This is a genomic window from Microbacterium sp. MYb62 (assembly GCF_002979475.1).
Classification (GTDB): Bacteria; Actinomycetota; Actinomycetes; order Actinomycetales; family Microbacteriaceae; genus Microbacterium.
In genome coordinates this window covers 32,594-55,763 of record NZ_PCOY01000012.1, presented here as the reverse complement: position 1 = coordinate 55,763, position 23,170 = coordinate 32,594, and the positions used below count along the sequence as shown (strand labels likewise).

24 protein-coding genes are annotated in these 23,170 nt (G+C 69.4%); 11 read left to right on the top strand and 13 right to left on the bottom strand.

Features of this window, described 5'->3' with window-relative positions:
- Nucleotides 1-13: 13 nt before the first annotated feature.
- On the bottom strand, nt 14-1,006 hold the full coding sequence (locus CQ042_RS12950; RefSeq protein WP_105670872.1) for a siderophore ABC transporter substrate-binding protein: 993 nt from the start codon (nt 1,004-1,006) through the stop codon (nt 14-16).
- Nucleotides 1,007-1,107: 101 nt separating this feature from the next.
- Here CQ042_RS12950 and CQ042_RS12945 point away from each other — a divergent pair, with 101 nt between their 5' ends.
- The gene (locus CQ042_RS12945; protein ID WP_105670871.1) at nt 1,108-1,875 is read left to right on the top strand and encodes a siderophore-interacting protein; all 768 of its coding nucleotides are present in this window, start codon (nt 1,108-1,110) and stop codon (nt 1,873-1,875) included.
- Nucleotides 1,876-1,908: 33 nt separating this feature from the next.
- Nucleotides 1,909-2,313, top strand: coding sequence for a VOC family protein (locus tag CQ042_RS12940; RefSeq protein WP_105670870.1), 405 nt, complete (start codon nt 1,909-1,911; stop codon nt 2,311-2,313).
- Nucleotides 2,314-2,344: 31 nt separating this feature from the next.
- Here CQ042_RS12940 and CQ042_RS12935 read toward each other — a convergent pair whose 3' ends face one another.
- The 6 genes from CQ042_RS12935 to CQ042_RS12910 are packed head-to-tail and all read right to left on the bottom strand — an operon-like array spanning nt 2,345 to nt 7,314.
- Nucleotides 2,345-3,217 carry a MurR/RpiR family transcriptional regulator gene (locus tag CQ042_RS12935; protein ID WP_258132247.1) on the bottom strand — a complete coding sequence of 291 codons (873 nt, stop codon included), beginning with the start codon at nt 3,215-3,217 and terminating at the stop codon, nt 2,345-2,347.
- Nucleotides 3,198-4,013 (bottom strand): phosphonate ABC transporter, permease protein PhnE, encoded by an 816-nt coding sequence (gene phnE, locus CQ042_RS12930; RefSeq protein ID WP_105670868.1) that lies wholly within the window; start codon nt 4,011-4,013, stop codon nt 3,198-3,200. Before phnE (CQ042_RS12930) ends, CQ042_RS12935 begins: the two co-directional genes overlap by 20 nt.
- Complete coding sequence (phnE, locus tag CQ042_RS12925) at nt 4,010-4,819, bottom strand: phosphonate ABC transporter, permease protein PhnE (protein ID WP_105670867.1); 810 nt, start codon at nt 4,817-4,819, stop codon at nt 4,010-4,012. Before phnE (CQ042_RS12925) ends, phnE (CQ042_RS12930) begins: the two co-directional genes overlap by 4 nt.
- Nucleotides 4,816-5,619 (bottom strand): phosphonate ABC transporter ATP-binding protein, encoded by an 804-nt coding sequence (gene phnC / locus CQ042_RS12920; protein ID WP_181157560.1) that lies wholly within the window; start codon nt 5,617-5,619, stop codon nt 4,816-4,818. The genes phnE (CQ042_RS12925) and phnC overlap by 4 nt, the downstream gene beginning before the upstream one ends.
- Nucleotides 5,620-5,641: 22 nt before the next feature.
- Entirely contained in the window at nt 5,642-6,631 is a 990-nt protein-coding gene (locus CQ042_RS12915) for a phosphate/phosphite/phosphonate ABC transporter substrate-binding protein (protein WP_105670866.1), read from the bottom strand.
- Nucleotides 6,632-6,675: 44 nt separating this feature from the next.
- Nucleotides 6,676-7,314, bottom strand: a complete 639-nt coding sequence (locus tag CQ042_RS12910) for an HAD family hydrolase (protein WP_105670865.1) — start codon at nt 7,312-7,314, stop codon at nt 6,676-6,678.
- Between the two features lie 118 nt (nt 7,315-7,432).
- Here CQ042_RS12910 and CQ042_RS12905 point away from each other — a divergent pair, with 118 nt between their 5' ends.
- Together CQ042_RS12905 and CQ042_RS12900 are read left to right on the top strand one after the other, a co-directional pair.
- Entirely contained in the window at nt 7,433-8,086 is a 654-nt protein-coding gene (locus tag CQ042_RS12905; protein WP_181157559.1) for an amino acid deaminase, read from the top strand.
- A gap of 49 nt (nt 8,087-8,135) precedes the next feature.
- The gene (locus CQ042_RS12900) at nt 8,136-8,984 is read left to right on the top strand and encodes an alpha/beta fold hydrolase (RefSeq protein ID WP_105670864.1); all 849 of its coding nucleotides are present in this window, start codon (nt 8,136-8,138) and stop codon (nt 8,982-8,984) included.
- 40 nt (nt 8,985-9,024) lie between these two features.
- On the opposite strand, the gene CQ042_RS12895 is transcribed toward CQ042_RS12900, so the two are convergent.
- The 3 genes from CQ042_RS12895 to CQ042_RS12885 all read right to left on the bottom strand — a co-directional run bounded on the left by CQ042_RS12895 (nt 9,025) and on the right by CQ042_RS12885 (nt 12,829).
- Nucleotides 9,025-9,645 carry a TetR/AcrR family transcriptional regulator gene (locus tag CQ042_RS12895; protein WP_105670863.1) on the bottom strand — a complete coding sequence of 207 codons (621 nt, stop codon included), beginning with the start codon at nt 9,643-9,645 and terminating at the stop codon, nt 9,025-9,027.
- A gap of 37 nt (nt 9,646-9,682) precedes the next feature.
- Entirely contained in the window at nt 9,683-11,239 is a 1,557-nt protein-coding gene (locus tag CQ042_RS12890) for a glucoamylase family protein (protein ID WP_105670862.1), read from the bottom strand.
- A gap of 138 nt (nt 11,240-11,377) precedes the next feature.
- A complete protein-coding gene (locus tag CQ042_RS12885; protein ID WP_105670861.1) occupies nt 11,378-12,829 on the bottom strand; it encodes a helix-turn-helix domain-containing protein in 1,452 nt (483 codons plus the stop codon).
- A gap of 133 nt (nt 12,830-12,962) precedes the next feature.
- Here CQ042_RS12885 and aceA point away from each other — a divergent pair, with 133 nt between their 5' ends.
- The 3 genes from aceA to CQ042_RS12870 all read left to right on the top strand — a co-directional run bounded on the left by aceA (nt 12,963) and on the right by CQ042_RS12870 (nt 16,581).
- The gene (aceA, locus tag CQ042_RS12880) at nt 12,963-14,288 is read left to right on the top strand and encodes an isocitrate lyase (protein WP_105670860.1); all 1,326 of its coding nucleotides are present in this window, start codon (nt 12,963-12,965) and stop codon (nt 14,286-14,288) included.
- Between the two features lie 70 nt (nt 14,289-14,358).
- Nucleotides 14,359-16,029, top strand: coding sequence for a malate synthase A (gene aceB, locus CQ042_RS12875; protein ID WP_105670859.1), 1,671 nt, complete (start codon nt 14,359-14,361; stop codon nt 16,027-16,029).
- Nucleotides 16,030-16,149: 120 nt separating this feature from the next.
- On the top strand, nt 16,150-16,581 hold the full coding sequence (locus CQ042_RS12870; protein ID WP_105670858.1) for a hypothetical protein: 432 nt from the start codon (nt 16,150-16,152) through the stop codon (nt 16,579-16,581).
- A 25-nt stretch (nt 16,582-16,606) separates the two neighbouring features.
- Here CQ042_RS12870 and CQ042_RS12865 read toward each other — a convergent pair whose 3' ends face one another.
- Complete coding sequence (locus CQ042_RS12865; protein ID WP_105670857.1) at nt 16,607-17,605, bottom strand: aldo/keto reductase; 999 nt, start codon at nt 17,603-17,605, stop codon at nt 16,607-16,609.
- Between the two features lie 69 nt (nt 17,606-17,674).
- On the opposite strand from CQ042_RS12865, the gene CQ042_RS12860 reads away from it, so the two are divergent.
- A complete protein-coding gene (locus CQ042_RS12860; protein ID WP_105670856.1) occupies nt 17,675-19,099 on the top strand; it encodes a PLP-dependent aminotransferase family protein in 1,425 nt (474 codons plus the stop codon).
- Nucleotides 19,100-19,199: 100 nt separating this feature from the next.
- On the opposite strand, the gene CQ042_RS12855 is transcribed toward CQ042_RS12860, so the two are convergent.
- Complete coding sequence (locus CQ042_RS12855; protein WP_105670855.1) at nt 19,200-19,718, bottom strand: Lrp/AsnC family transcriptional regulator; 519 nt, start codon at nt 19,716-19,718, stop codon at nt 19,200-19,202.
- Nucleotides 19,719-19,821: 103 nt separating this feature from the next.
- Here CQ042_RS12855 and ald point away from each other — a divergent pair, with 103 nt between their 5' ends.
- From ald to CQ042_RS12840, 3 genes are all read left to right on the top strand, one after another.
- A complete protein-coding gene (gene ald, locus CQ042_RS12850; RefSeq protein WP_105670854.1) occupies nt 19,822-20,916 on the top strand; it encodes an alanine dehydrogenase in 1,095 nt (364 codons plus the stop codon).
- A gap of 81 nt (nt 20,917-20,997) precedes the next feature.
- On the top strand, nt 20,998-22,197 hold the full coding sequence (locus CQ042_RS12845; protein ID WP_105670853.1) for a pyridoxal phosphate-dependent aminotransferase: 1,200 nt from the start codon (nt 20,998-21,000) through the stop codon (nt 22,195-22,197).
- A gap of 155 nt (nt 22,198-22,352) precedes the next feature.
- Complete coding sequence (locus CQ042_RS12840; RefSeq protein WP_105670852.1) at nt 22,353-22,790, top strand: hypothetical protein; 438 nt, start codon at nt 22,353-22,355, stop codon at nt 22,788-22,790.
- Here CQ042_RS12840 and CQ042_RS12835 read toward each other — a convergent pair.
- Entirely contained in the window at nt 22,748-23,149 is a 402-nt protein-coding gene (locus tag CQ042_RS12835) for a VOC family protein (protein ID WP_105670851.1), read from the bottom strand. The two genes, CQ042_RS12840 and CQ042_RS12835, sit on opposite strands and share 43 nt — an antisense overlap.
- Nucleotides 23,150-23,170 lie beyond the last annotated feature (21 nt).

The window sequence follows — 23,170 nt, the reverse complement described above, 5'->3', positions numbered from 1 at the left end:
CCGCCGCGAGAGCTCAGTTCGCGCTCTTCTCGAGCGCGTCGGCGAAGTCGTTGAGGAACGTCGTGTACGTCTGGATGCCCTCGTTCAGGTAGGTGTCGGTGGGCATGTAGACGATCTGCTCGTCCTTCACGGCGGTGACGCCGGCGAGGGCCTCGGAGCTCTCGAGGATCTCGGCCGCCTGCACGTAGTCGGGGGTGTCCGCGGCGAACACGGCGTCACGGTCGAGCACGAGGATCCAGGAGGGGTTCGAGGCCGCGATCGCCTCGACCGAGATCTCGTCGCCCTGGTGGTCGTCGCTCGCGTCGTCGACCTCGAGCGCGGGCGTGAGGCCGAGGATGTCGTAGATCGGGCCGAGCGAGCGGCCGACGGTCGGGGCGAGGTAGCCGATCTCGCCGCCCGAGGTGTTCACGGCCATGACGGTGTCGGCATCGTCGTAGGCGGCCTTGGCGCGCTCGACCGCGGCGTCGAAGTCGTCGACGAGCTTCTGGGCCTCGTCCTGCTTGCCGAAGATCTCGCCGAGCACGGTGACCTGACGCTTGAGCTCCTCGTCGAAGGGCTCGCCCTCGCGCGGCTCGAGGTCGATGATGGCGGCATCGGGCACGAGGTCGGCGATCGCCGTGTTGTGCTGTGTGAAGCGCTGTCCGCTGATGATGAGGTCGGGCTCGACCGCGACGACCGCCTCGAGGTCGGGCTCGCTGTGCAGGCCGATGTCGACGATCCCGTCGTCCTTCACATACGACACGGTCTCCGGCATGAGTGCGACGGCACCGGCGGAGAGCTCGACCCCCCAGTCGGAGAGCGTCTGGAAGGTGCGGTTGTCGAGAGCGACGACGGAGGTCGGCGGAGTCTCGATCTCGTGCGTGCCGGTGTTGTCCTCGATCGTGACGGATCCCGCTGCGGATTCGGTCTTTTCCGGTTCCGCCGTGGCACCGGACGCGCAGCCGGCGAGGGCGAGGAGGCCGACGAGGGCGACGCTCGTGGCGGTGAGGGTTCTGGGCACGGACATGGAGAGACTCCTGTTCTGCGGGATGTGTGCGCACACGATGGGCGCCGGGATGACGAGGTGAGGGCGACCTTACCTCGTTCCATTTAGGTTAGCCTTACTTCATGAGCGATACGAAATCCGGTTTCTCGATCGAGCGTCGCGGCCTCGAGCTGCGCTTCCGCAACGTCACCCTGAGCGCCCGCGAATGGCTGGCTCCGGACTTCGTGCGCGTGCGCCTGACGGGCTCCGACCTCTCGGGCTTCGACTCCCCCGGCGCCGACGATCACATGCGTCTGTTCTTCCCCGCAGGGCCGACCGACTCCGTCGAGGAGCTGCGGGCCTCTCCGAGCCGCGAGTACACCCCGCTCGCGTGGGGCGCGGACTGGCTCGATGTCGAGTTCGCGGTCCACGGCGATCAGGGGGTCGCCGCGCCCTGGGCCGCGACCGCACCGCTCGGGTCGACGATCGGCGTCGGCGGCCCTCGCGGCTCCGCGGTGCTGGCGGGCGAACCCGGGTCGTGGCTGCTGGTCGGCGACGAGACGGCCATCCCCGCGATCCGTCGCTTCGCCGCGCTGATCCCCGAAGACACACCGGCACGCATCGTCGTCGAGACCGTGAATCCCGGCCGAGAGGTCGATATCGCAGCACCGGTCGAGATCGAGTGGCTGCACCGTGGACCGGCCCCCGCCGGCTCCGCCCTCATCGCCTTCCTCGAGGAGCTGAGCGCCGACGACGCCGTCGGCGCGGATCCCTTCGTGTTCATCGCCGCGGAGCAGTCGATCGTCAAGCCGGGCCGGGCGCTGCTCGAGCGCTGGGGCGTCGACACCGCGAACGCCGTCGTGAAGGGCTACTGGAAGCGCGGCGAGGCCGAGTACCACGCACCGCACTAGTGCCACGTCGGACCCGGCTGGAAGACTGAGCGCATGGCTCTTCTGGATCATCTGGGTATCACCGTCGACGACCTCGAGCGCGGCCGGGCGCAGTTCCATCCGGTTCTCACCGCGCTCGGCTATCAGAGCGGCGGCGCGAACGACCACTCGATCTCGTGGAACAACGGCGACGAGACGGAGATCATCCTCTACACCTGGGATGAGGACTCGGGTCCGCATCGGCATGGTCGGATCGGATGGCAACACATCGCGTTCGCCGTGCCCACGCGCGACGACGTCGATCGCCTGCACGCGGTCGCCACGGATGCCGGGTGGTCGGCGGTCCGCGAGCCGAAGGAGTATCCCCGCTACTCGAACCGCTACTACGCCTCGTTCGTCGAGGACGACGACGGCATCCGCGTCGAATTCATGTACAACCCGCCACGAGCGACCGCGTGACTCCTGACTAGTGCCGCCTCCGCGGGCGGCGCTAGTCCGGCGCGCTCTCCCCGAGGTTGGCGGAGACGACCTCGAGCACGTGGGCACGGGCCTGCACGGCATCGTCACCCCGCTCGGCGGTGACCGCCGCGGCGAACACCTCCGCGAACACGAGATAGGCCACCCGCGACGTGTGCTCGAGCTCGTCGCGGAAGCTCACCCCGGTGGGCGCGATCACCAGAGACAGGGACGCGACCTCGGTGAGCGCCGACGACGCGAACGAGGTGAAGGCGATCACCCTCGCACCGCCCCGCGCCGCCGCCGTCGCGACGCGCAGGCTCGCCTCGTTGGCGCCGGAGCCGCTCACGACGAGACACACATCGTCCGGAGTGAGATGACGCGCGGCGATCTGCTGTGCGATCGCATCGGCGATGAACTCCGCCGACCGCCCGGACGCGGTCAGGCGCATCGCCAGGTCGTTCGCGATGGGTGAGGACAGGCCGTTGGCGAGCACGAGCAGACGGCGAGCGGATGCCGCCAGACGCACGGCCTCGGCCACCGCATCCCCATCCAGCAGGCTGGCGAGTGCGGGCAGCGAGGCGGCCAGACGGTCGATCTCCCCCCGCATGCGTCCGAGCACGCCCGGACCGTGATCGACCGCCGCCTCCCCCGGCGCCCCGCCCAGCTCGGCCGCGAGCGCGACCCGCAGCTGCGGATACCCGCGGTAGCCGATGCCCTGACAGGTGCGCACGACCGTGGCACGACCGACCCCGGCACGGTCGGCGAGCTCCTGTGCCGTCCACTCCACGACCTCGTCGGCCGATTCGACGATCAGCTCGGCCACGCGGCGCTCGGCGGGCTGCAGTGTGTTGAGCACCGCCGCGATGCGCGCGGTGGGCGGGGCGCTAGACGAGAACACGGGCACGGGCTCCCTCCATGATCCGGCGGCGGATGGCGCCGGAGGCCGCATCGATCAGCATCGTCACCACGACGACCACGATGAGCAGGACACCCACCGTCGACCACTCACGGTACTGCGTGTAGGACGTGAGCATGTCGCCGATTCCCCCGACCCCGATGAGTCCGAGCACGGCCGAGGAGCGCACGTTGATCTCGAAGCGGTAGAGCCAGAACGACCAGAACGCCGGTTCAGCCTGTGGCCACACACCCCAGCGCAGCACCTGGAGGGTGCCGCCGCCCGCCGCACGCGCCGCCTCGATCGGACCGCGGGGCACGGCCTCGACGGCCTCGTACCCCCACTTGCCGAGGGTGCCGATGCCGTTGACGGCGAGGGCGAGCGCACCCGTGAACGGGGTGAGGCCGGTGACCGAGAGGATCACGATCGCGATGATGATCTCGGGCACCGCACGGATGAGCGAGAAGAGTCCGCGCAGGAGGGCACGCAGCCAGGCGGGGCCGAATCCCCGGGCGGCGAGCAGGCTCAGCGGAGTCGCGAGCACGATGCCGAGGATCGTGCCGACCCAGGCCATCTCGATGCTCCGCCACGTCTGCCACAGGGCTTCCGGCAGCTTCTCCCAGTTCGGGTGGGCGAACATCAGGAAGGTGTATCGGATGATCTCGGACGGCAGGTCGGCGAGACGGGACCAGTCGATGTCGATCGACCAGAACGCGAGCACGACGATGCCCGTGACGAGAGCCCAGCCTGCGATCAGCCAGGGCCGCCGGGGCTTGGCGGGGATGACGGTGAGCGCCGCGCTCATACGAGCCTCCGTCGGATGGCGTCCGAGACGAGGTCGATCACGACGACGACGATGAGGATCTCCAGGATGATGAGCGAGAGCTGGTCGTAGCGGTAGAAGGTGCGCACCGCATCGATGAGCAAGCCCATGCCGCCCGCGCCCACGAGCCCGAGCACCGTCGACGCCCGCACGTTCAGTTCGAACACGTAGAGGGTCTGGTTGGCGAAGGCGGGCCAGGCGTCGGGCAGGGCGAGCGTGCGATTGATCTTGGTCTGGGTGGCCCCCACCGCGCGTCCGGCCTCGAGGGGGCCGCGGTCGTTGGTGTCGATCGCCTCCGAGACGAGTTTGACGATGATGCCGACGTTGAACAGCAGCAGCGCGAGGATGCCGGGGAGTGCGCCGACCCCGACCATCGCGACGAGGATCGCCGCGTACAGCAGATCGGGCACGCTGCGGATGACGTTGAGGATGCCGCGCACGACGATGCGTACCGGAGTGTTCGGGTTGGTCGCCCTGGCGGCCCAGAAGCTGAGCGGCAGTGAGACGGCTGCGCCGATGGCGGTCGCGATCACAGCCATCTGCAACGTCTCGACGAGAGGTGCGACGGTGCGGGGGAAGAAGCTCCAATCGGGCACGAGCAGCCTGACGATCTTGTCGGCGCCGTTCTGCCAGTTGCGCGCGATGGCGGAGAAGTCGACCCCGATGCCGATCACCGGCAGGCACATCACGACGGTGACGACCACGACGGCGGCCACCACCGCCGGCCCCTTCCAGGCCCCGCGTGGCCGGGTGGGGATGTCGAGGACGGGAGGGGCGGAGGCGCTCATGCGTCCAACCGGTCGTCGGGGGTGAGGGAGCGCCCGTAGATGCTCTCGAAATCGGCATCCGTCGCACTGGTCGCCGGACCGTCGTAGACGATCTCGCCGGCGCGCATGCCGATCATCCGCGCCCCGTACTCGCGAGCGAGGTCGAGCAGGTGCAGGTTGACGAGCACCGTGATGCCCAGGTCGCGGTTGATGCGCCGCAGATCGTTCATCACCCCATGCGCGGTGGGCGGGTCGAGACTCGCGACCGGCTCGTCGGCGAGGACGATGCGGGGTTCCTGTGCCAGTGCGCGCGCGATCGCGACGCGTTGCTGCTGGCCACCGGAGAGCTCGGAGGCGCGGGAGTGGAGCTTGGGCAGGATGCCGACGCGATCGAGCGCGTGATACGCGAGCTGCTTGTCGGCTTCCGGGTAGACGCCCAGGAGTGTGCGCCAGAGCGGTGTGTGCGCGAGGCGCCCGACGAGCACGTTCTGCAGTACGCTCGCGCGGCCTGCGAGGTTGAACCCCTGGAAGACCATCCCGATGTCGCCGCGGAGGCGCCGGAGCGTGCGCGGCGAGGCCCCGCTCACGCGATGCTCGCCGACGTCGAGCATCCCGCTCGTGACGGGCACGAGCCCGTTGATCGCGCGGATGAGCGTGGATTTGCCCGACCCAGAGAGCCCGACGACCACGACCATCTCCCCTGCGTCGACTTCGAGGGACACCCGATTCAGGCCGAGCGTCCCGTTCGGGTAGCGCACCGTGACCTCGTCGAGACGGATGGACCACGGCGTGGACGCCGCAGCCGGAGCTGCGGCGTCCACGTGTTGGATCTGATCGGACAATTTACTGGAGCCCCAGAGCCTGCGCGGCGCGGGCCACGACGTCGAGCGAGTCGGGGTCGGCCGGCGCGAGCTTGGTGATCGAGTAGATGCTGGTGAGGATCTCAGAGCCCTCCGGGGTGTTCGAGAAGTCCTCGAGCGCCTTCGTGATGCGGTCCTGCAGCTCGGGCGAGAGGTCGGACGAGAGCGCGACGCCGTCGTTCGGGATCTCCTCGGTCATCGCGAACACGACGACCTTCTGTCCGACGTCGGGGGTGTCCTTCGCGACGATCGTGCGCGCGTCCCAGAAGCTGAAGCCGACCTCGGCGTCCCCGTTGTAGACGGCGAGCACGGAGGCGTCGTTCGCGGTGACGGGGATCTGCTGGATGTCGGTGTCGGTGTCCAGGCCCGCCTCCTGCAGCGCGACGATCGGGTAGATGTAGCCGGCGGGCGAACCGGGGCCGAGCACGGCGACCTTCGCACCCTTCACCTTGTCGATGCTGTCGAGGCCCGCAGGGCCCTTCATGGCGTCGGCACCGTTGCAGAACAGCATCCCGTCGCGCTCGACCGGCTCGTCGTCGCAGTACTTGTCGGGGTTGTTCGTCATGAACTGCGCGGGGTAGGTGATGTTGCCGTTGCGCTCGGTCTGCAGCACGACCTTCGCGTCGTACATGTCGTTCGCCTGCCACAGCTGCAGCGACGGCAGGAAGCCGATCTGCGCCTGGCCGGCACCCATCGCCTCGACGGCGGCCTGGTAGTCCTTCGACACGACGCCGGTGACGTCGATGCCGAGCTCCTTCGTGAGGTAGTCGGTGAGGGGCGCTGCGGTGTCGACGAGTCCGTCCTGATCCTGCGAGGGGACGAGGGCGAGCACGATCGAGTCGGGGTCGGCGGCGGGAGCGGCGGACGCGTCAGGGGCGCCGGTGCTGCTGGAGCAGCCGGCGAGCGCGACGGTCAGCAGCGCGCCGACGGCGATGACGCCCGCTGCGGAGGAGCGGAGGAGAGAGGTACGCATGGTCATCCTTCGGTGGGTGTGGGTGTGTGAGGGAGGGTGTGGCTTCAGCCGCGGAGCCAGGCCTCGAGCTGGGGTACCAGCGTCGAGAACTCGGCGGCACGGAAGGTCGGGGTGGCGTTCGGGTCGGAGAATCCGCCGATCAGCGCGGTTGCGTGGCCGCGGGCATGCGCGGGGGCGAGGTCGTTGTGCCAGATGTCGCCGATGCTCAGGACGCGGGCGTCGGCGGGGAGCGCGGCGAGCACGGCCTCGAGTCCCTTCGGCTTGCCGGCGCCGGTGACGATCCGGTCGAACAGCCCGTGGAGACCGAGCGCCTCGAGCGCTTCGACGATGCGGATCGCCGGCGCGTTCGTGACGAGGATCCGTTCGGCATCGACCGATTCGAGGAAATCGGCGAGGCCTTCGGGCGCGTCGATCGGCGCCTCCGCCGTGCCGAGCTGCGCGCGGCTGGCGAGGTATGCGGTGCTGAGGAGGGTCGCATCCGCGCCCCGGGTCTCGGCGACGCGGCGCACGGCGTCGTAGCCGTCGAGTGCATCGTCATCGGCGGAGGTGAGGACCGCGCGGATGACGTCGACGAAGGTGTCGTCACCACCGAGGGCGGCAGCGACCTGCTGCGCGTAGGCGAGGACCGGGCCATCACCGAGCGCGATGGTGCCGTCGAAATCGAAGAGGAGGATGGAGTTCACGGAGTTCTTTCTGTGGGGACGCTCCGTCCAGCATGGGGAACGATTGTGGACAGAAGGTCCCGAGCGTGTGAACGCCGTGTGAACAATCCGTCCACGCGAATCGCGTAAGTTGAGCGCCGTGTCCGAACTCGCCCAGCTCACGCGATCCGCGACCCTCGCCGCCGATGGAACCGCCGCGGGGGCGCACGCCGCCGTCGACGCCCTCCCCTGGCTCGCCTCCGCGATTCGCGTCGACCGCGGCGCCGACCGCTTCGCGATGTGGGGCCGATCGACGACCATCGACGAGAACACCGGCACGGCCGTCATCCCGCAGGCCCTGTTCGAGGAACTGCATCGGCGGGCCGGCATCACGGCGGACTGGCCGGTCGGCAATGCGGGCCTGCTGCACTGCTACGGCTACCTGCTCTCGCAGGAGGTCACGCCCTACGGGCTCAAGCGCGACCGCTGGACACAGCACGCGCTCGCGCGGGCGTGCGGCCTTCCGGACGATGCATTCCATCCCTGGCACGCGGGGCCCACCCTGCTCGAGCGGGCGACGTCCGCGGCATCCGCCCTTCTCTCCGCTCCGGCTGCAGGGGCCGAACAGAGCCTCGAAGGACGGATGGTTCGCGTGGCCCTCGGCGCCGCACGGGGACCCGCCGCGCTGGCCTACGCCGTCGCGCCGACTCCAGGGGCGGCACCCCTGCTGGTCACCTTGTTCCCCGTCGCCGACGCGACGACCCCGCTCGCCGCGTTCACCGCCGATCCGCGCCTGCGCTGGAACGCGGACTAGGAGGACTACTCCCTCCCGGCCAGGCCTCGGGATCGGCCATGATGAACCCATGACGACATCTCCCGTGCTCCCTCCCCTCCCGACGACCGTCTCGATCACCGAGGTCGCCGTCGCCGATGACGTGGCGCTGCGCGTGCTTCGGACGGGTACCGGCACGCCGATCGTGATGCTCCCCGGCTGGACCTGCTCGGCGGACTTCTTCGTGCATCAGCTGACCGGACTCGCCGACCGCTTCGACGTGATCGCCGTCGACCCTCGCGGGCAGGGCGGGTCGAGCCGGCCGCTCACGGGCAACACGTTCACGCAGCGCGGACACGACCTCGCCGCACTCGTCGATGCCCTCGACCTCGACCGCTTCGTGCTGCTGGGGTGGTCCTTCGGTGTGCTCGATGCCTTGAGCTACATCCGCTCCCACGGTACGGATCGGATCGAGCGCCTCGTGCTCGTCGACGAGACGCCGAAGGTGCCCGCCGACCCCGATGACGCGTCGGAATGGGGCGAGGCGCCGCTCACCCACGACGGGATCGTCGGACTGCAGCGGGCCGTGCTCGACGACCGTCTCGGCTTCTGGACCGCGTATGCCGGATACATGATCGGCGATGAGGACGCCTCCTCGCCGGACGTCGCCCGGGTGGTCGAGCTGGGGATGCAGACCCCGGAGCACGTGGCCGTCGCGACCGTGATGGACGGCGCGACCAGCGACTACTCGTCCGAGGCGACGGCCGCGAGCGCCGCGGTGCCGACACTCTTCCTCGCGCGAGAGGACTGGGCGTCAGATGCCGGCGCCTGGGTCGCAGCGAAGATGCCGGATGCCGAGTTCGACACGATCCCGCTGCACATGGGCTTCGCGACGCATCCGGATGCCTTCAACGCTCGCGTCGCCCGCTTCCTGGCGTGAGCCCGAACCGCCCCGGCGGAGCGCGGAGGAGCCTCGCCGCTCACGGGGCTTCTGCGGGGTACAGGTAGCGGCGCACGAACTCGTCGAAGAGGGGGACCATGTCGACCGACTCGTCCAGCAGCCACTGCAGCTGGATGCCGTCCATCACGGCGCTGATCAGACGTGCGGCGAGCACGGGGTCGATGTCGGCTCTGACCTCGCCCGCCTCCTGCCCCCGGCGGAGGATCTCCTCCGCCGCGTCGGCCCGCGTCCGGTAGCGCGCCGCGAAGTCGGCGTGCGAGGGATGCTCGGGGTCGGTCGCCTCAGCCGACACGATGGCGTACAGCGAAGTGAGGCCGCGCGAGGTCTGGTTGTGGGCGACGACTCTCTTCGCCTGCTCGAGGAGGGTGTGCTCGGCGGGGTCCCCCGCCGCCGCACGCACCTTCTCGTCGCGCTGGTGCAGCACCTCGGCGAACAGCTCCTCCTTGTCGGCGAAGTGGTGCAGGAGACCGGCCGGGGTCACACCGACGCGCTTGGCGATCTCGCGCAGGGACCCGCCGTGGAAACCGGTCCGGGAGAAGACCACGAGCGCCTCGTCGACGATCGCCTGCCGTCGCGCCTGCCCCGTGGCGTACGGGCCACGGGAACCACGCCCTGCCGCCGACTGACCGTCCGCTCCCACCGCCCACTCCCATCCCTCGGGGTGGGGAAGAAGCGGTTCAGCTCTTGTAGCCGTCGCCTCCTGCTCCCCACGACGAGCCGAATTCCTGCTGTCGCATCGCGGGACGCAGAAGCTTCTCCATCTGGCGATCCACGAAGTAGTCCTTGAGCTTATCCTTCGTGAGCTCGTTGCCGATCGCCGCCATGATCATCGACTGGTCGAGCGACAGGTAGCGCTCGGCGATCGTGCCGCTCTTCACCGCGACCGCGTCGTAGAACCCGCCGGGACCGTAGGCGCCGAGGTCGTTCTCGATTCCTTCGAGGTTGCTCAGCACGCCCTTGCGGTCGTAGGGCAGCGCGAGGAATGCCGCATGCGGCGTCACCACGCCGTCACCGAACTCGGGGGCGGGATTCTTGCCCACCGTGCATCCCGGTCGGTCGACGTCGACGTCGGTCTTCTCGGCGTCGGACGTGTAGCCGTCAGAGCGCATCCCCGCGATGTCGACGCCGTACTCCGCGTATCCGCCGAAGGGATTGCTCGCGGGCGAGAAGCCCCAGTATCCGTAGCCGGCCTCGTCGAGCCCATGCTGCTTCTGCACGGCGACTGTGATCGGATGATTGAGCTTCCACGATTTCGGCCCCCACTTCGTCTCAGGGACGAGCAGGTCGGGCATCAGCGACTCGAACATGCTGCCGCCCCAGCTCGGAACGAACGACATCCCGTCGGAGCTGTACGCCCCCTCCCAGACCTCGACGCCGCTGTAGGTGCGGTACTCGCCCTCGGGGAGCTGCTCCTGCCAGGCCCAGTCACAGCCCGGCGGCATCGTGCGGTGCGTGCCGTACAAGGCGGTCGCCGGGATCTGACCGTTGGCGATGCCGAGGTAGGTCGCGATGCGGCTCTCGCTCACGGTCGTGTCGTAGTGGTGGCACGTGTAGTACGCGGTCTCGCCCGATCCGTTGTACATCGGCGCAGCGACGCTGCACTCCGGCGGCACCTCGTCCCAGAAGCCGCCGCGGTTGGTGCCGGCGGGGAGGCCGGCGGCGCCGGCGGGGTCGAAGAACGAGGCGAAGTCCATCGAGTCATAGAGGGCGTCGGCCTGCACCGCGAGCGTGGGGTCGGCCTCGCGCACGATGCGCAGAGCCGCGGCGAGCCATCCGTTGTCCACCGTGCTGAGGAACGGATACACCGGATCACCGGAGTCGGGCCAGGTCGTCAGTTTCTCCCCCGTCGTCGGCGAGTACCAGTTGTAGAACATCCCGCTTGCGTCGTTGCGCTCGAGCCCCTCGAGGGTGTCGAGCGTGGCGGACATGCGGATGCGCGCCTCGTCGGCGCCGATGATGCCGAGGTCTCTCGCCGTGACGGTCGACCACAGGTATCCGCCGATGTTCGTCGGCGAGGTGTAGGCACTGGGGGTCTGCAGATCGCCGGTGACGTTGTCGGCGGGCAGGCCCGTCTCCTCGTCGGTCATGGCCACCAGGGAACCCCAGGTGTCCTGCGCCCAGCGCTTCAGTTCCGCGTTGCCCTGACGACCGTCTCCCGCCGCAGCCGGCCCGGCGAGGGCCAATCCCGAGACGACCAGCCCGACCGTCGCCAGTGTGCTCATCCACCGCTTCATCGTGTCTCCTCATCGAGAACGGGCGCCGCTGACCGGAGCCACTCAACACGCGAAAACCTAACACGTGTTCAGTGTTCGCTCAACCCCTGCTCCCGGTGCGACCGCGGCGGAGGGGTGGAAGAGGCAGAGGGGCCGCGGTCACCGCGGGGCGTGCGCCTCGAGGAACTCGTACACGTCGGTGGTGTCGACGCCGGGGAAAGCGCCGGTCGGGAGGGTCGCCAGCAACGTGCGCGGGGTCTTCACATTGGGCCAGGAGTTCTCGCGCCAGCGGTCCTCCAGATCGGCGGGCGCCCGGCGACAGCACACCTCGACCGAGTGCTTCGAGACGCCGCGGTGCGCCGTGTCGCGGCCCACGAACCATTTCGTGTCGTCGAAGCGCACTCCCACACTCACCGAGTGCAGCCCCTCGCTCGACGACTCGACCCGCGCCGTGCACCAGTAGGTGCCGTTGCCGGTGTCGGTGTACTGGTAGTACGGGTTGAAGCGGTCGTCCTCGTCGAACACCACGCGCGAGGTCCACCGGCGGCAGCACATCTGCCCCTCGATGGCCCCGAGGCGGTCGGTCGGGAAGTTCACGTCGTCGTTCTCGTACGCCTTCGTGATCGTGCCCGACTCGTGCACCTTCAGGAAGTGCACCGGGATGTCGAGATGCCTGGTCGCGAGGTTCGTGAAGCGGTGCGCCGCCGTCTCATACGACACCGAATAGGCGTCGCGCAGGTCTTCGATCGAGATCGCCCGCCGCTGCTTGGCGTCTTTCAACGAGGGGACGACGTGCGCCTCCGGGATGAGGAGCGCCCCGGTGAGGTAGTTGGTCTCCACGCGCTGCCGCAGGAACTCGGCGTAGCTGCGGGGTTCGGCGTGGCCGAGGATGCGGCTCGACAGCGCCTGCAGCACCGCGGTGCGGGCATCGCCCTTCGCGGGCACGCTGCTCGACAGGTAGAGCCGGCCGTTCGCGAGGTCGGCGACACTGCGGGTGGTCTGCGGCAGATCCGGCGCGTAGTGCAGGGTGAACCCCAGGTAGGCGGCGATCTCGGATGCCGTGCGCTGCGTGAGCGGACCTCCCGGATGACCGACGGCGGCGAGGATCTCGGCGGCCTTTCCCTCGAGATCGGCGAAGTGGTTGTCCTGTCGTCGCATGAGGTGCCGCAGCTCGACGTTCGCCCGCCGGGCCTCCTCCGGCGTCGCCGCCCGCTCGTCCTTGAGCCGGTCGATCTCGCCGTGCAGCGCGAGCAGGGCCTTGAGCGCATCCGTGGGCAGGCTCTTCGCGATGCGGAACGGCTCGATGCCCAGCGCCTGGAACGTCTGCCCCTTCATCGCCCGCTCGAGTGCGATCTCGACGGCGCTGCGCTCGTCGAGCGGCTCGCCCTCCAGCAGCGCATCGATCGTGACCCCGAGTGCCCGGGCGATCGTCTGCAGCTGCGTGAGCTTGGGTTCGCGCTTGCCGGTCTCGATCATCGACATCTGGCTCGGCGCCCGATCGACGGCGGAGGCGAGGTCGTCGAGGGTCATGCCCTTCGCCGTGCGGAGCTGGCGGATGCGGCGACCGATTGTGAGGGCGTCGGTCTCTTCTGCAGCGTCGATGGTGCTCATGCGGCCGATTCTGTCACAGAAACAGAATTTCGGCGGATCTTCTCCCCGGATTCGGTCGGTCATACCCCTGAACTTCACGCACAGTGGAACCACGCCACACCGGCACAGCCGCCGGATCCACCGAGGAGACACCATGACGAACACCGCCCACACCCCGACGCCCCGCCCCGCCGGTCTGCGAGCCGGCGACCAGGTTCAGACGGCCGCCGAGCTCCAGGAGATCTGGGACACCGATCCCCGCTGGGACGGCGTCGAGCGCACCTACTCGGCAGAAGACGTCATCCGCATCCGCGGCTCCGTTCGCGAAGAGGCGACTCTCGCCCACCGCGGCGCCGACAACCTCTGGAACCTCCTGCACACCGAGGACTACGTCCGGGCGCTCGGTGCCTACACCGGCGGCCAGGCCGTGCAGCAGGTGCGCGCAGGACTCAAGGCCATCTACCTCTCCGGGTGGCAGGTCGCCGCCGACGGCAACCTCGCCGGGCAGACCTACCCCGATCAGTCGCTGTACCCCGCGAACTCGGTGCCGGCGGTCGTGCGCCGCATCAACAATGCGCTCATCCGCCAGGACCAGCTCGAGCACGCTGAGGGACAGACCACGCAGGACTGGCTCGCGCCGATCGTGGCCGACGCCGAGGCCGGCTTCGGCGGACCGCTGAACGCGTACGAGCTCGCGCAGTCGCTCATCCAGTCCGGTGCCGCCGGCATCCACTGGGAGGACCAGCTGGCCAGTGAGAAGAAGTGCGGCCACCTCGGAGGCAAGGTGCTCGTGCCCACCCAGCAGCACATCCGCACCCTGAACGCGGCCCGCCTCGCGGCCGATGTCGCCGGAGTGCCGACCGTGATCATCGCCCGCACGGACGCCCTCGCCGCCGACCTGCTCACCAGCGACGTCGACGAACGGGACCAGGAGTTCACCACCGGCGAGCGCACCACCGAAGGGTTCTACCGGATCCGCCCCGGCCTGGAGTCGGTCATCAGCCGCGGACTCGCCTTCGCCCCCTACGCCGACCTGCTGTGGGTCGAGACGGGCGAGCCCGACATCGAGCTCGCGCGCAATTTCGCCGCAGCCATCCACGCGCAGTTCCCGGGTAAGCTCCTGGCCTACAACTGCTCTCCGAGTTTCAACTGGAAGAAGCACCTGTCCGACGCCGAGATCGCGACGTTCCAGCAGGAGCTGGCTGACCTGGGCTACAAGTTCCAGTTCATCACGCTGGCCGGCTTCCACGCCCTGAACTACTCGATGTTCGACCTCGCCCGCGGCTACGCCGATCGCGCCATGAGCGCGTACGTCGAGTTGCAGGAAGCCGAGTTCGCCGCCGAGGCCGACGGCTACACCGCCACCAAGCACCAGCGCGAGGCGGGCACCGGCTACTTCGACGTCATCTCCACCGCCCTCAACCCCGACAGCGCGACACTCGCCCTCGCCGGCTCCACCGAAGCCGCGCAGTTCCACTGACCCCACGCCCCCTCCGCGCGCGTGGCCCCTTTTGTCGCATCGTTCGACACCAACTGAAGGACTCACGATCATGACCACTCCCACCGCTCCCCCGACCACGGCTCCGATCCAGACGGCCCAGCAGGGCCCCGCGATCGAGGTCACCGGCCCCCTCCGCGACCGCTACGAGGAGATCCTCACCCCGTCGGCGATCGCCTTCCTCACCGAGCTGCACCACCGGTTCGCATCCCGTCGCCATGACCGGCTCGCCGACCGGATGCGTCGCCGCTTCGAGATCGGCAACGGGCACGACCCCCGGTTCCGCGACGACACGGCCCACATCCGTGAGGACCGCGACTGGCGGGTCGCGGGTGCCGGACCTGGGCTCGAAGACCGCCGCGTCGAGATCACCGGGCCCACGGACCCGAAGATGACGATCAACGCCCTCAACTCCGGCGCGCGGGTCTGGCTCGCCGACCAGGAGGATGCCACGAGCCCGACCTGGAAGAACGTGATCGAGGGGCAGCTGTCGCTCCGTGACGCGATCCGCGGCGAGCTGTCGTTCACCTCCCCTGCCTCTGATTCCGGCCCAGGCAAGGAGTACCGCGTCACGGCGGAGCGGACGCCCACGATCGTGATGCGTCCTCGCGGGTGGCACCTGCCCGAGAAGCACATCGCCTTCATCGATCGCGCCGGTCGTCGCACCTCGACATCCGGCTCCCTGGTCGACTTCGGCCTCTACTTCCTGCACAACGCGCAGGCACTGATCGACGGCGGTCGCGGACCGTACTTCTACATCGCCAAGATCGAGTCGAGCGAGGAGGCGAAGCTGTGGGACGACGTCTTCTCGTTCAGCGAGGAGTACATCGGCATCCCGCACGGTACGATCCGCGCGACCGTGCTGATCGAAACACTGCCTGCGGCCTTTGAGATGGACGAGATCCTCTACGAGCTGCGCGATCACTGCGCGGGCCTGAACGCCGGCCGCTGGGATTACATCTTCTCGATCATCAAGAACTACCGCGGCCGCGGGGCGCGCTTCGTGCTCCCCGACCGCAGCGAGGTCACGATGACGGTGCCGTTCATGCGGGCCTACACCGACCTGCTCGTGCAGACCTGCCACAAGCGCGGCGCCTTCGCGATCGGCGGCATGAGCGCGTTCATCCCGAACCGCCGCGACCCCGAGGTGACGGCGCGTGCGATCGAGAAGGTCACGGCCGACAAGAAGCGCGAGGCCGGCGACGGGTTCGACGGCACCTGGGTGGCGCACCCCGACCTGATCCCCACGGCGCAGGCGGAGTTCGACGCCGTGCTGGGCGACCGCCCCAACCAGATCGATCGCCAGCGCGACGACGTACACGTGGAGGCCCGCAATCTGCTCGACCTGCACATCGGCCGGCCGATCACGGCGCAGGGTGTGCGGGACAACGTCTCGGTCGCCATCCGGTACCTCGAGGCCTGGCTGCGCGGACTCGGCGCCGTGGCGATCGACAACCTGATGGAGGATGCCGCGACGGCGGAGATCAGCCGCTCGCAGGTGTGGCAGTGGATCCACCAGGACCGCACCACGCAGGACGGCACCCCGATCACCGCGGAGTACATCGAGGGATTGATCGCCCAAGTGCTCGCGCAGGCGACGCGCAGCCACGACGACCGCTACGACGACGCCGCGGAGATCTTCCGCGAAGTCGCCCTGCAGGAGGAGTTCCCCACCTTCCTCACGCTGGGCGCCTACAGCCGATTCCTGGTCGACGAGGACTGAGCGCACGCGAGGGCCCCGGACCGTGGCGGATGCCAGGTTCCGGGGTTTCTTGCGCGCCAGGGACCGGGGCCGCCACTCGTGCCCGGAGCCGGTGCCGGCAGGCAGGCGTAGCCTGATGGCATGACCGACGTCTGGGCGGACATCGCCTCCGAGTTCCTGCACTTCTACCCGCGTGGCCGGCGTCTGCTCGCGGTCGCCGGAGCGGATGCCGAGCGCTCGCGCCTCGCGGCCGATGCGCTCTCCGCGGCCCTGAGCGCCGTCGACCAGCAGGTCATCCGCGAACATTCGGCAGATGGCGACGAGACCGGGCTCCGCGCTCTGGTCACCGCGTTCCGCGAGGGCCCGAAGAGCGACGACGTCCTGCTCGTCTCCGGGCCCGCAGGCCTGCTCGGCGAGCGCTCCAGGGGCATGTGGAACTACGCGGTGTGGCAGCTGGCCGGCGACGAGCCGCCGCACACGGTCGCGGGCTCGATCGTGGATGTGACCGATCCCGAGAATCCGACGCGGCGGTTCGCCGACTACTGCGCGCTGCCCGCCTCCTACGGCGCCTGACCCGCGGAGCCTGAACTGCGGCGCCTCAGCGCGCGTCGACGGGCTCGGCGTCGAGGCGCTCGCGCACCTCGGCGTCCAGCACGAGGTCGGCGGCTCCCAGCGCCTCCTCCAACTGGGCGAGCGACGACACTCCCACGACGGGGATCACCGGGACCTCCGCGCCGAGAAGCCACGCGAGCGCGACCTGGTTCGGCGTCGCACCGATGTCCGCGGCCACCTCGTGCAGCAGAGCGCGACGTGCGTGGCTGCTCGGGTGGTCGACGCCTCCCCACAGGGCCTTGTCGAGTCGTGCGATCCCGCCCTGATGCAGCGGCGAGTACACGGTGATGGCGAGCGGTGGACGCTCGGGTGTGCCGGTGGATGCCGCGTAGTCGAGCAGGTCGGGGGTGACGAAGTTGTTCCGTCCGATGCGCGGCGCCGGGTACAGGTAGCTGTACTGCTGCTGCACCACGCCGTAGGGGGCGATGCCCTGCCGCTGCGCCTCCTCCCGCGCCTCCACGACGCGCCAGGTGGGGACGTTGGAGATGCCGGTGATGCCGACGAGGCCCTCGCGCTGCAGCTCCCCGAAGGCGCCGATCGTCTCGGTGAGAGCGACGTCGCGGTCGTCGACGTGGCCGTAGAGGACGTCGATGTGGTCGATGCCGAGGTGGCGGGCGCTCTCCGGGGCCTGCCGGCGGATGACCTCGGCCGAGAGTCCCTCGAAGTTCGTCGGCGGAGTGTTCGACAGCGGCTTGGACGGGTCCTTCTGCGCGGCGCCGAGCTTGGTGGCGATGCGGAGGGAGTCGCGGTTTCCGCGGTCGCTCATCCACCGCCCGAGGAGGTCTTCGCTGTCGCGGCCGTCCCCGCCCGCCCAGAGGCTGTAGTTGTTGGCCGTGTCGATGAAGGTGCCTCCGGCCTCGACGAAGCGGTCGAGGATCGCACGGGAGGTGGCCTCGTCGGTGCGGCTGCCGAAGTTCATCGCTCCCAGGCACAGCGTCGAGACGTCGAACGAGGTGCGGCCATCGGAGAGGGTGCGGTACTGCATGGTGTTCCTTTCTCGGGGGATGGTTTTCACGCTAGGGAGAGATCGGCATGGGGATACACTCCAATCACGATGCAGAAGACCAGACCGATTCTCGCCTGGGAGACGCTTCTCGATCTTGAGGCCGAGGGCACCGAGGCCCGACCGCCGCTCCGGGACCGGGTGGAGTCCGCACTGCGCCGCGCGATCGACGAAGGCCGCCTGGCCGCGGGGTCCGCCGTGCCGCCCAGCCGCACCCTCGCGGAGACGCTCGGAGTGTCCCGGTGGGTCGTGACCGAGGCATACGGGCAGCTGGTCGCCGAGGGCGTGCTCGACGCACGGATCGGTTCGGCGACGCGGGTCGCCGAACGGCAGGAGTTGCCGGAGCCCACCCGGGACATCGATCGCCCCCGGCCGCGCGACCCCGCGCCCGTCTCCGCACCACCCATCCGCTACGACCTGCGTCCGGGCATCCCCGACCTTCGCTCCACTCCCCGATCGCGCTGGGCGGCCGCGCTGCGCGCCGGTCTCGCCGACCTCCCCGATCGCGAGCTCGCCGCCGCGCATCCCTTCGGATACGCTCCCGCCCGCGCGGCCGTCGCCGCCTACCTCTCCCGATCGCGTCACGCCGACGCCGATCCCGACCGTGTCACGATCACCCACGGTGCCACCGATGGCATGGACATCCTCACGCGCGAACTGCACGGGCGCGGCCACCGGACGATCCTCGTGGAGGATCCGAGCTGGCCACGGCTGCGAGGCGTCGCCGAGAACAACGGACTGCGCCCGATCCGGGTGCCGGTCGACGACGACGGCGTCGACACCGAGATGCTCGCCGCCGTCGCCGCGCGCACGGGAGCACGTGCCGCGCTCGTGACGCCCGCGCATCAGTTCCCCCTCGGCGCCGCGCTTGCGCCGGCTCGACGAGAACAGCTGGTCCGCTGGGCGCGAGAGCACGCGGGGCTGGTCATCGAAGACGACTACGACGCCGAGTTCCGCTACGACCGGCGTCCGGTCCCCGCGCTGCAGCGCCTCGCTCCCGACTGCGTCGCGCTGATCGGATCGCTGTCGAAATCGGTGTCGCCCGCCCTGGGCCTCGGATGGATGCTGTTGCCGCCGGGCATCGCACCCGCGCCGTCTCCGAGCGCCCCGTCGCTGATCGATCAGGCCGCCCTCGCGCATTTCGTCACTCAGGGTGACTTCGAGCGGCACCTGCGCGCCTCGCGCACGCGCTTCCGTCGCCGGCGGCAGCGGCTGCTCGACGCCCTCACGACCGAGCTCCCCGACTCGTCGGTCGCGGGCATCGCCGCCGGCATGCACCTGGTGCTGACACTCCCGTCGCATGCCCCGGCTTCCGCCGTGGTCGACGCCGGTGCCGCCGAGGGGCTGGCTCTCACCGCGCTGCGCCGCTACACCGACGCCGCCGATCGCCCGGATGCGCTGGTCCTCGGATATGGAGATCTCGACGATGCCCTCGTCGAGGAGGCGGTCGCTCGCCTCGCCGCCCTCCTCCGATGAGGCTCGAGCCGCACACCCGCCACTCCGGGCGCAGTTCGTGTCGGCTGTCGTGCGTCCGGGCGACAGGAGGTGCGACCGGAGCGCCGGTCGAGGCCCCCGTTCAGCGGAACGACGCGGCCACCGAGTTGCGGTGGTAGTCGAACACGATGCTCGTGCGAGTGGAGGCGACGCTGCTCTGCGCCGAGAGATGTTCGAGCACGAACTCGCGCATCTCGGACGAGTCGGCAACCGCGATGTGCAGCAGGAAGTCGTCGTCGCCACCGAGGAAGAAGACCTGGATCACCGGCGCCAGCACGCGCACCCGATCCGCGAACTCGACGATGCTCTCCCGCCGCCCGCTCGGACGCAGCGTGACACCGATGATGGCCTGGAGCCCGGCACCGAGCATCCGCTCGTCCACACTCGCGTGGAAGCCCGTGATCACACCCCTGTCGACCAGGGCGCGCAACCGTGCGTGGGCGGTCGACGGCGCGACGCCGAGTCGTCCCGCGAGCTCGGCGTTCGTCATCCGCCCGTCCGCGGTGAGCAGCTGGACGATCCTGGCATCGATCGGATCGAGGGCCGGAGCCCGAACGGTGTTCGGCTCCCGGGCGTCTGAGGTCGTCTCCATACGAAGCATTATTCAGGAATTTCGGCTTCGGCGAATCATCTTCACCTTTTCTGTTGTTCTGTCGATGTTTCTGCGATCCTGGGTGCCGACCCGCGCGACAACTGGAGGATCAATGAAGATCGGCGTTCCCACCGAGGTCAAGAACAACGAGAACCGCGTCTCCCTCACCCCCGCCGGCGCCGACCGCCTGGTGCGCGAGGGGCATCGCGTGCTCGTGGAGTCCGGCGCAGGGCTGGGCTCGCGCATCACGGACGACGACTACCGCGCGGCCGGTGCCGAGATCGTGGCGACCGCCGCCGAAGCGTGGGGCGATGCCGACCTCGTCATCAAGGTCAAGGAGCCGATCGCCCAGGAGTACGGCTTCCTACGCGCCGACCTGACCCTCTTCACCTACCTGCACCTCGCGGCCGACCGTGCGCTGACGACGGCGCTCATGGATGCCGGGACCACCGCCGTCGCCTACGAGACGGTGCAACTCCCCGACCGCAGCCTGCCGCTGCTCGTGCCGATGAGTGAGATCGCCGGACGCCTCTCCGTCACCATGGGCTCGTACTCGCTGCTGCGCTCTCAGGGTGGTCGCGGGATGCTGCTCGGCGGCATCGCCGGCACCCCACGGGCCAAGACCGTCGTGATCGGCGGCGGTGTCGCGGGAGAGCACGCCGCGGCGAACGCGCTCGGGCTCGGCTCGAAGGTCACCGTGATCGACGTCTCGCTGCCACGCCTGCGCGAGCTCGAGCACCGCTACGGCGGAGCCCTCGAGACCCGGGCGTCCAGCCGCTACGACATCGCCGAGGAGCTCAAGACCGCCGACCTCGTGATCGGCTCCGTGCTGATCCCGGGCGCCGCAGCCCCCAAGCTCGTGACCGACGACATGGTCGCCACGATGAAGCCGGGCTCCGTGCTCGTCGACATCGCGATCGACCAGGGCGGATGCTTCGAGGGCTCGCGGCCGACCACACACGACGACCCCACGTTCGCGGTGCACGACTCGATCTACTACTGCGTCGCGAACATGCCGGGCGCGGTCCCCGAGACCGCGACCCGCGCGCTGACGAACGCGACCCTCCCCTACGTCTCGGCGATCGCCGGCAAGGGCTGGGAGCGCGCGGCCTCCGAGGACGCGGCACTGGCTGCGGGTCTGAACGTGCAGGGCGGACGCATCACCCTTCCGGCCGTCGCACAGGCGCACGGACTCGTCGCCGGCTGACCTTCCGAACCCGAAAGAACCTCGGATCTTGGCGGCATCCCACATCTCACCCGCCGCATCGACCCGAGTACGCTCGTAATCGTGACCGAACGCGCTCCTCTCTCCCGCAAACTGTCCGCCATCGCCGAGTCCGCGACCCTCAAAGTCGACGCCAAGGCCAAGGCTCTCAAAGCCGAAGGCAAGAACGTCATCTCGTACGCCGCCGGCGAGCCCGACTTCGCGACGCCGCAGTTCATCGTGGATGCCGCGGCCGAGGCTCTGGCCGACCCGGCGAGCTACCGGTACACGCCCGCCCCTGGCCTCCCGGCGCTGCGCGAGGCGATCGCCGCGAAGACCCTGCGCGACTCCGGCCTCGAGGTCTCCCCCAGCCAGGTGATCGTCACCAACGGCGGCAAGCAGTCCGTCTACCAGGCGTTCCAGACGGTGGTGAACCCCGGCGACGAGGTGCTGCTGCCCGCGCCGTACTGGACCACGTACCCCGAGGCCGTCCGCCTCGCCGACGGCACCCCGGTCGAGGTCTTCGCCGGCGCCGACCAGGAGTACAAGGTCACGGTCGAGCAGCTCGAGGCCGCCCGCACCGCCCGCACCACCGCTCTCGTCTTCGTCTCGCCGTCGAACCCCACCGGATCGGTCTACACCGCCGAGGAGACCAAGGCCATCGGCGAGTGGGCGCTCGAGCACGGCATCTGGATCATCAGCGACGAGATCTACCAGAACCTCACCTACGAGGGCGTCAAGGCCACCTCGATCGTCGAGGCCGTCCCCGAGGTCGCCGGTCAGACGATCCTCGTCAACGGCGTCGCGAAGACCTACGCCATGACCGGATGGCGCGTGGGCTGGATGGTCGGTCCGGCCGATGCCATCAAGGTCGCCGGCAACCTGCAGTCGCACCTCACCAGCAACGTGAACAACGTCGCCCAGAAGGCCGCGATCGCTGCCCTCACCGGTCCGCAGGACGAGGCCGAGCAGTTCCGTCAGGCATTCGACCGCCGCCGCCGGCTGATCGTGTCGGAGCTGTCGAAGATCGACGGCCTCGTGGTCCCGAACCCTCTCGGCGCCTTCTATGTCTACCCCGACGTGCAGGGCCTGCTCGGCCGCACCTGGGGCGGCGTGACGCCGACCACCTCACTCGAACTCGCCGATCTCATCCTCGACCAGGCCGAGGTCGCGGTCGTCCCCGGCGAAGCCTTCGGGCCTTCCGGCTACATCCGCATGTCGTACGCACTCGGCGACGAGCAGCTGCTCGAGGGCGTCCAGCGCCTGCAGCGCCTGTTCGCCTGACCCGCTGAACCGACGAAGACCCCGCCCCGTCTGCACGGGGCGGGGTCTTCGTCATCTATACGAGGGCGCCCTGGCTCACGACGCGAGTTCGCAGTTCAGCTCGACGACCCGGGTGCGGCCGGCAGGTTCTCCGCACGCTCGGCGATACTGGAGGTATGACGAACGACGCGCAGGAGGATGAGCGGATGCCGGTGACTCTGCGGGTGGCGTTCACCATCCTGATCACGGCGACCGTGCTGGTCTTCTTCCTCTCCCTCGTGGTCGCTCCCTTCCTCTGGTATTGGGGAGGAGAGTCGCGACAGTGGCTCAGTGTGCTCCCCTTCGTACCGGTGGTCGTCTACGCGACCATCACCGTGCTCGTGATACGACGAAAGTCGTGGGCCCGATACGCGACCCTGCTGTTCCCGCTCCCGCTCGCGCTCTACGTTCCGGCGGCAGCGGCCCCGATCTGGGAGTTCTGGGTCGCCCTCGCGGCCCTCGCCCTCACCACCGCGGCGGTCGTGTTGATCTTCCTGCCGTCGTCTCGTCCCTACTTCGGCAGCGGGACACCTCAGTCCTCGGGGTGGAAGCCGATCAGCCAGCGGATGCCGTAACGATCGACGAGCGTTCCGTCGAAGTCACCCCAGGGTCGCTTCTGCAGCGCGTCGATCACACGGCCGTCGGCGGCGAGCTTGTCGTACCATCCGGTGAGGGTCAGGGCGTCTGCCGTGCCGAGGAGCGACAGGAACATGCCGCCCATCTGCACCGCGTCGTCGTCGGCTCCGGCATCCGCTCCGGCGATCTCGACCGGCCCACTCAGCTGCCCGTGCGCGATCGCATCGCCCGGCCCGTCGTGCCGACCGGCGGTGGCGTAGTCGAGCAGCTGCAGGTCACCCCCGAACACGGACCGGTAGTGACGCAGCGCCTCTGCGGCGTTTCCGGGGAACAGCAGGTACGGGATCAGTCCGCTCATGCCGCGAGTGTAGCCCCGTGA

Coding starts and splice junctions, on each gene's coding strand:
- CQ042_RS12950 (WP_105670872.1), bottom strand. CDS start 1,006: ATGTCCGTGCCCAGAACCCTCACCGCCACGAGCGTCGCCCTCGTCGGC.
- CQ042_RS12945 (WP_105670871.1), top strand. CDS start 1,108: ATGAGCGATACGAAATCCGGTTTCTCGATCGAGCGTCGCGGCCTCGAG.
- CQ042_RS12940 (WP_105670870.1), top strand. CDS start 1,909: ATGGCTCTTCTGGATCATCTGGGTATCACCGTCGACGACCTCGAGCGC.
- phnE (WP_105670868.1), bottom strand. CDS start 4,013: ATGAGCGCGGCGCTCACCGTCATCCCCGCCAAGCCCCGGCGGCCCTGG.
- phnE (WP_105670867.1), bottom strand. CDS start 4,819: ATGAGCGCCTCCGCCCCTCCCGTCCTCGACATCCCCACCCGGCCACGC.
- CQ042_RS12915 (WP_105670866.1), bottom strand. CDS start 6,631: ATGCGTACCTCTCTCCTCCGCTCCTCCGCAGCGGGCGTCATCGCCGTC.
- CQ042_RS12900 (WP_105670864.1), top strand. CDS start 8,136: ATGACGACATCTCCCGTGCTCCCTCCCCTCCCGACGACCGTCTCGATC.
- CQ042_RS12890 (WP_105670862.1), bottom strand. CDS start 11,239: ATGAAGCGGTGGATGAGCACACTGGCGACGGTCGGGCTGGTCGTCTCG.
- CQ042_RS12885 (WP_105670861.1), bottom strand. CDS start 12,829: ATGAGCACCATCGACGCTGCAGAAGAGACCGACGCCCTCACAATCGGT.
- aceA (WP_105670860.1), top strand. CDS start 12,963: ATGACGAACACCGCCCACACCCCGACGCCCCGCCCCGCCGGTCTGCGA.
- aceB (WP_105670859.1), top strand. CDS start 14,359: ATGACCACTCCCACCGCTCCCCCGACCACGGCTCCGATCCAGACGGCC.
- CQ042_RS12870 (WP_105670858.1), top strand. CDS start 16,150: ATGACCGACGTCTGGGCGGACATCGCCTCCGAGTTCCTGCACTTCTAC.
- CQ042_RS12865 (WP_105670857.1), bottom strand. CDS start 17,605: ATGCAGTACCGCACCCTCTCCGATGGCCGCACCTCGTTCGACGTCTCG.
- CQ042_RS12860 (WP_105670856.1), top strand. CDS start 17,675: ATGCAGAAGACCAGACCGATTCTCGCCTGGGAGACGCTTCTCGATCTT.
- CQ042_RS12855 (WP_105670855.1), bottom strand. CDS start 19,718: ATGCTTCGTATGGAGACGACCTCAGACGCCCGGGAGCCGAACACCGTT.
- ald (WP_105670854.1), top strand. CDS start 19,822: ATGAAGATCGGCGTTCCCACCGAGGTCAAGAACAACGAGAACCGCGTC.
- CQ042_RS12840 (WP_105670852.1), top strand. CDS start 22,353: ATGACGAACGACGCGCAGGAGGATGAGCGGATGCCGGTGACTCTGCGG.
- CQ042_RS12835 (WP_105670851.1), bottom strand. CDS start 23,149: ATGAGCGGACTGATCCCGTACCTGCTGTTCCCCGGAAACGCCGCAGAG.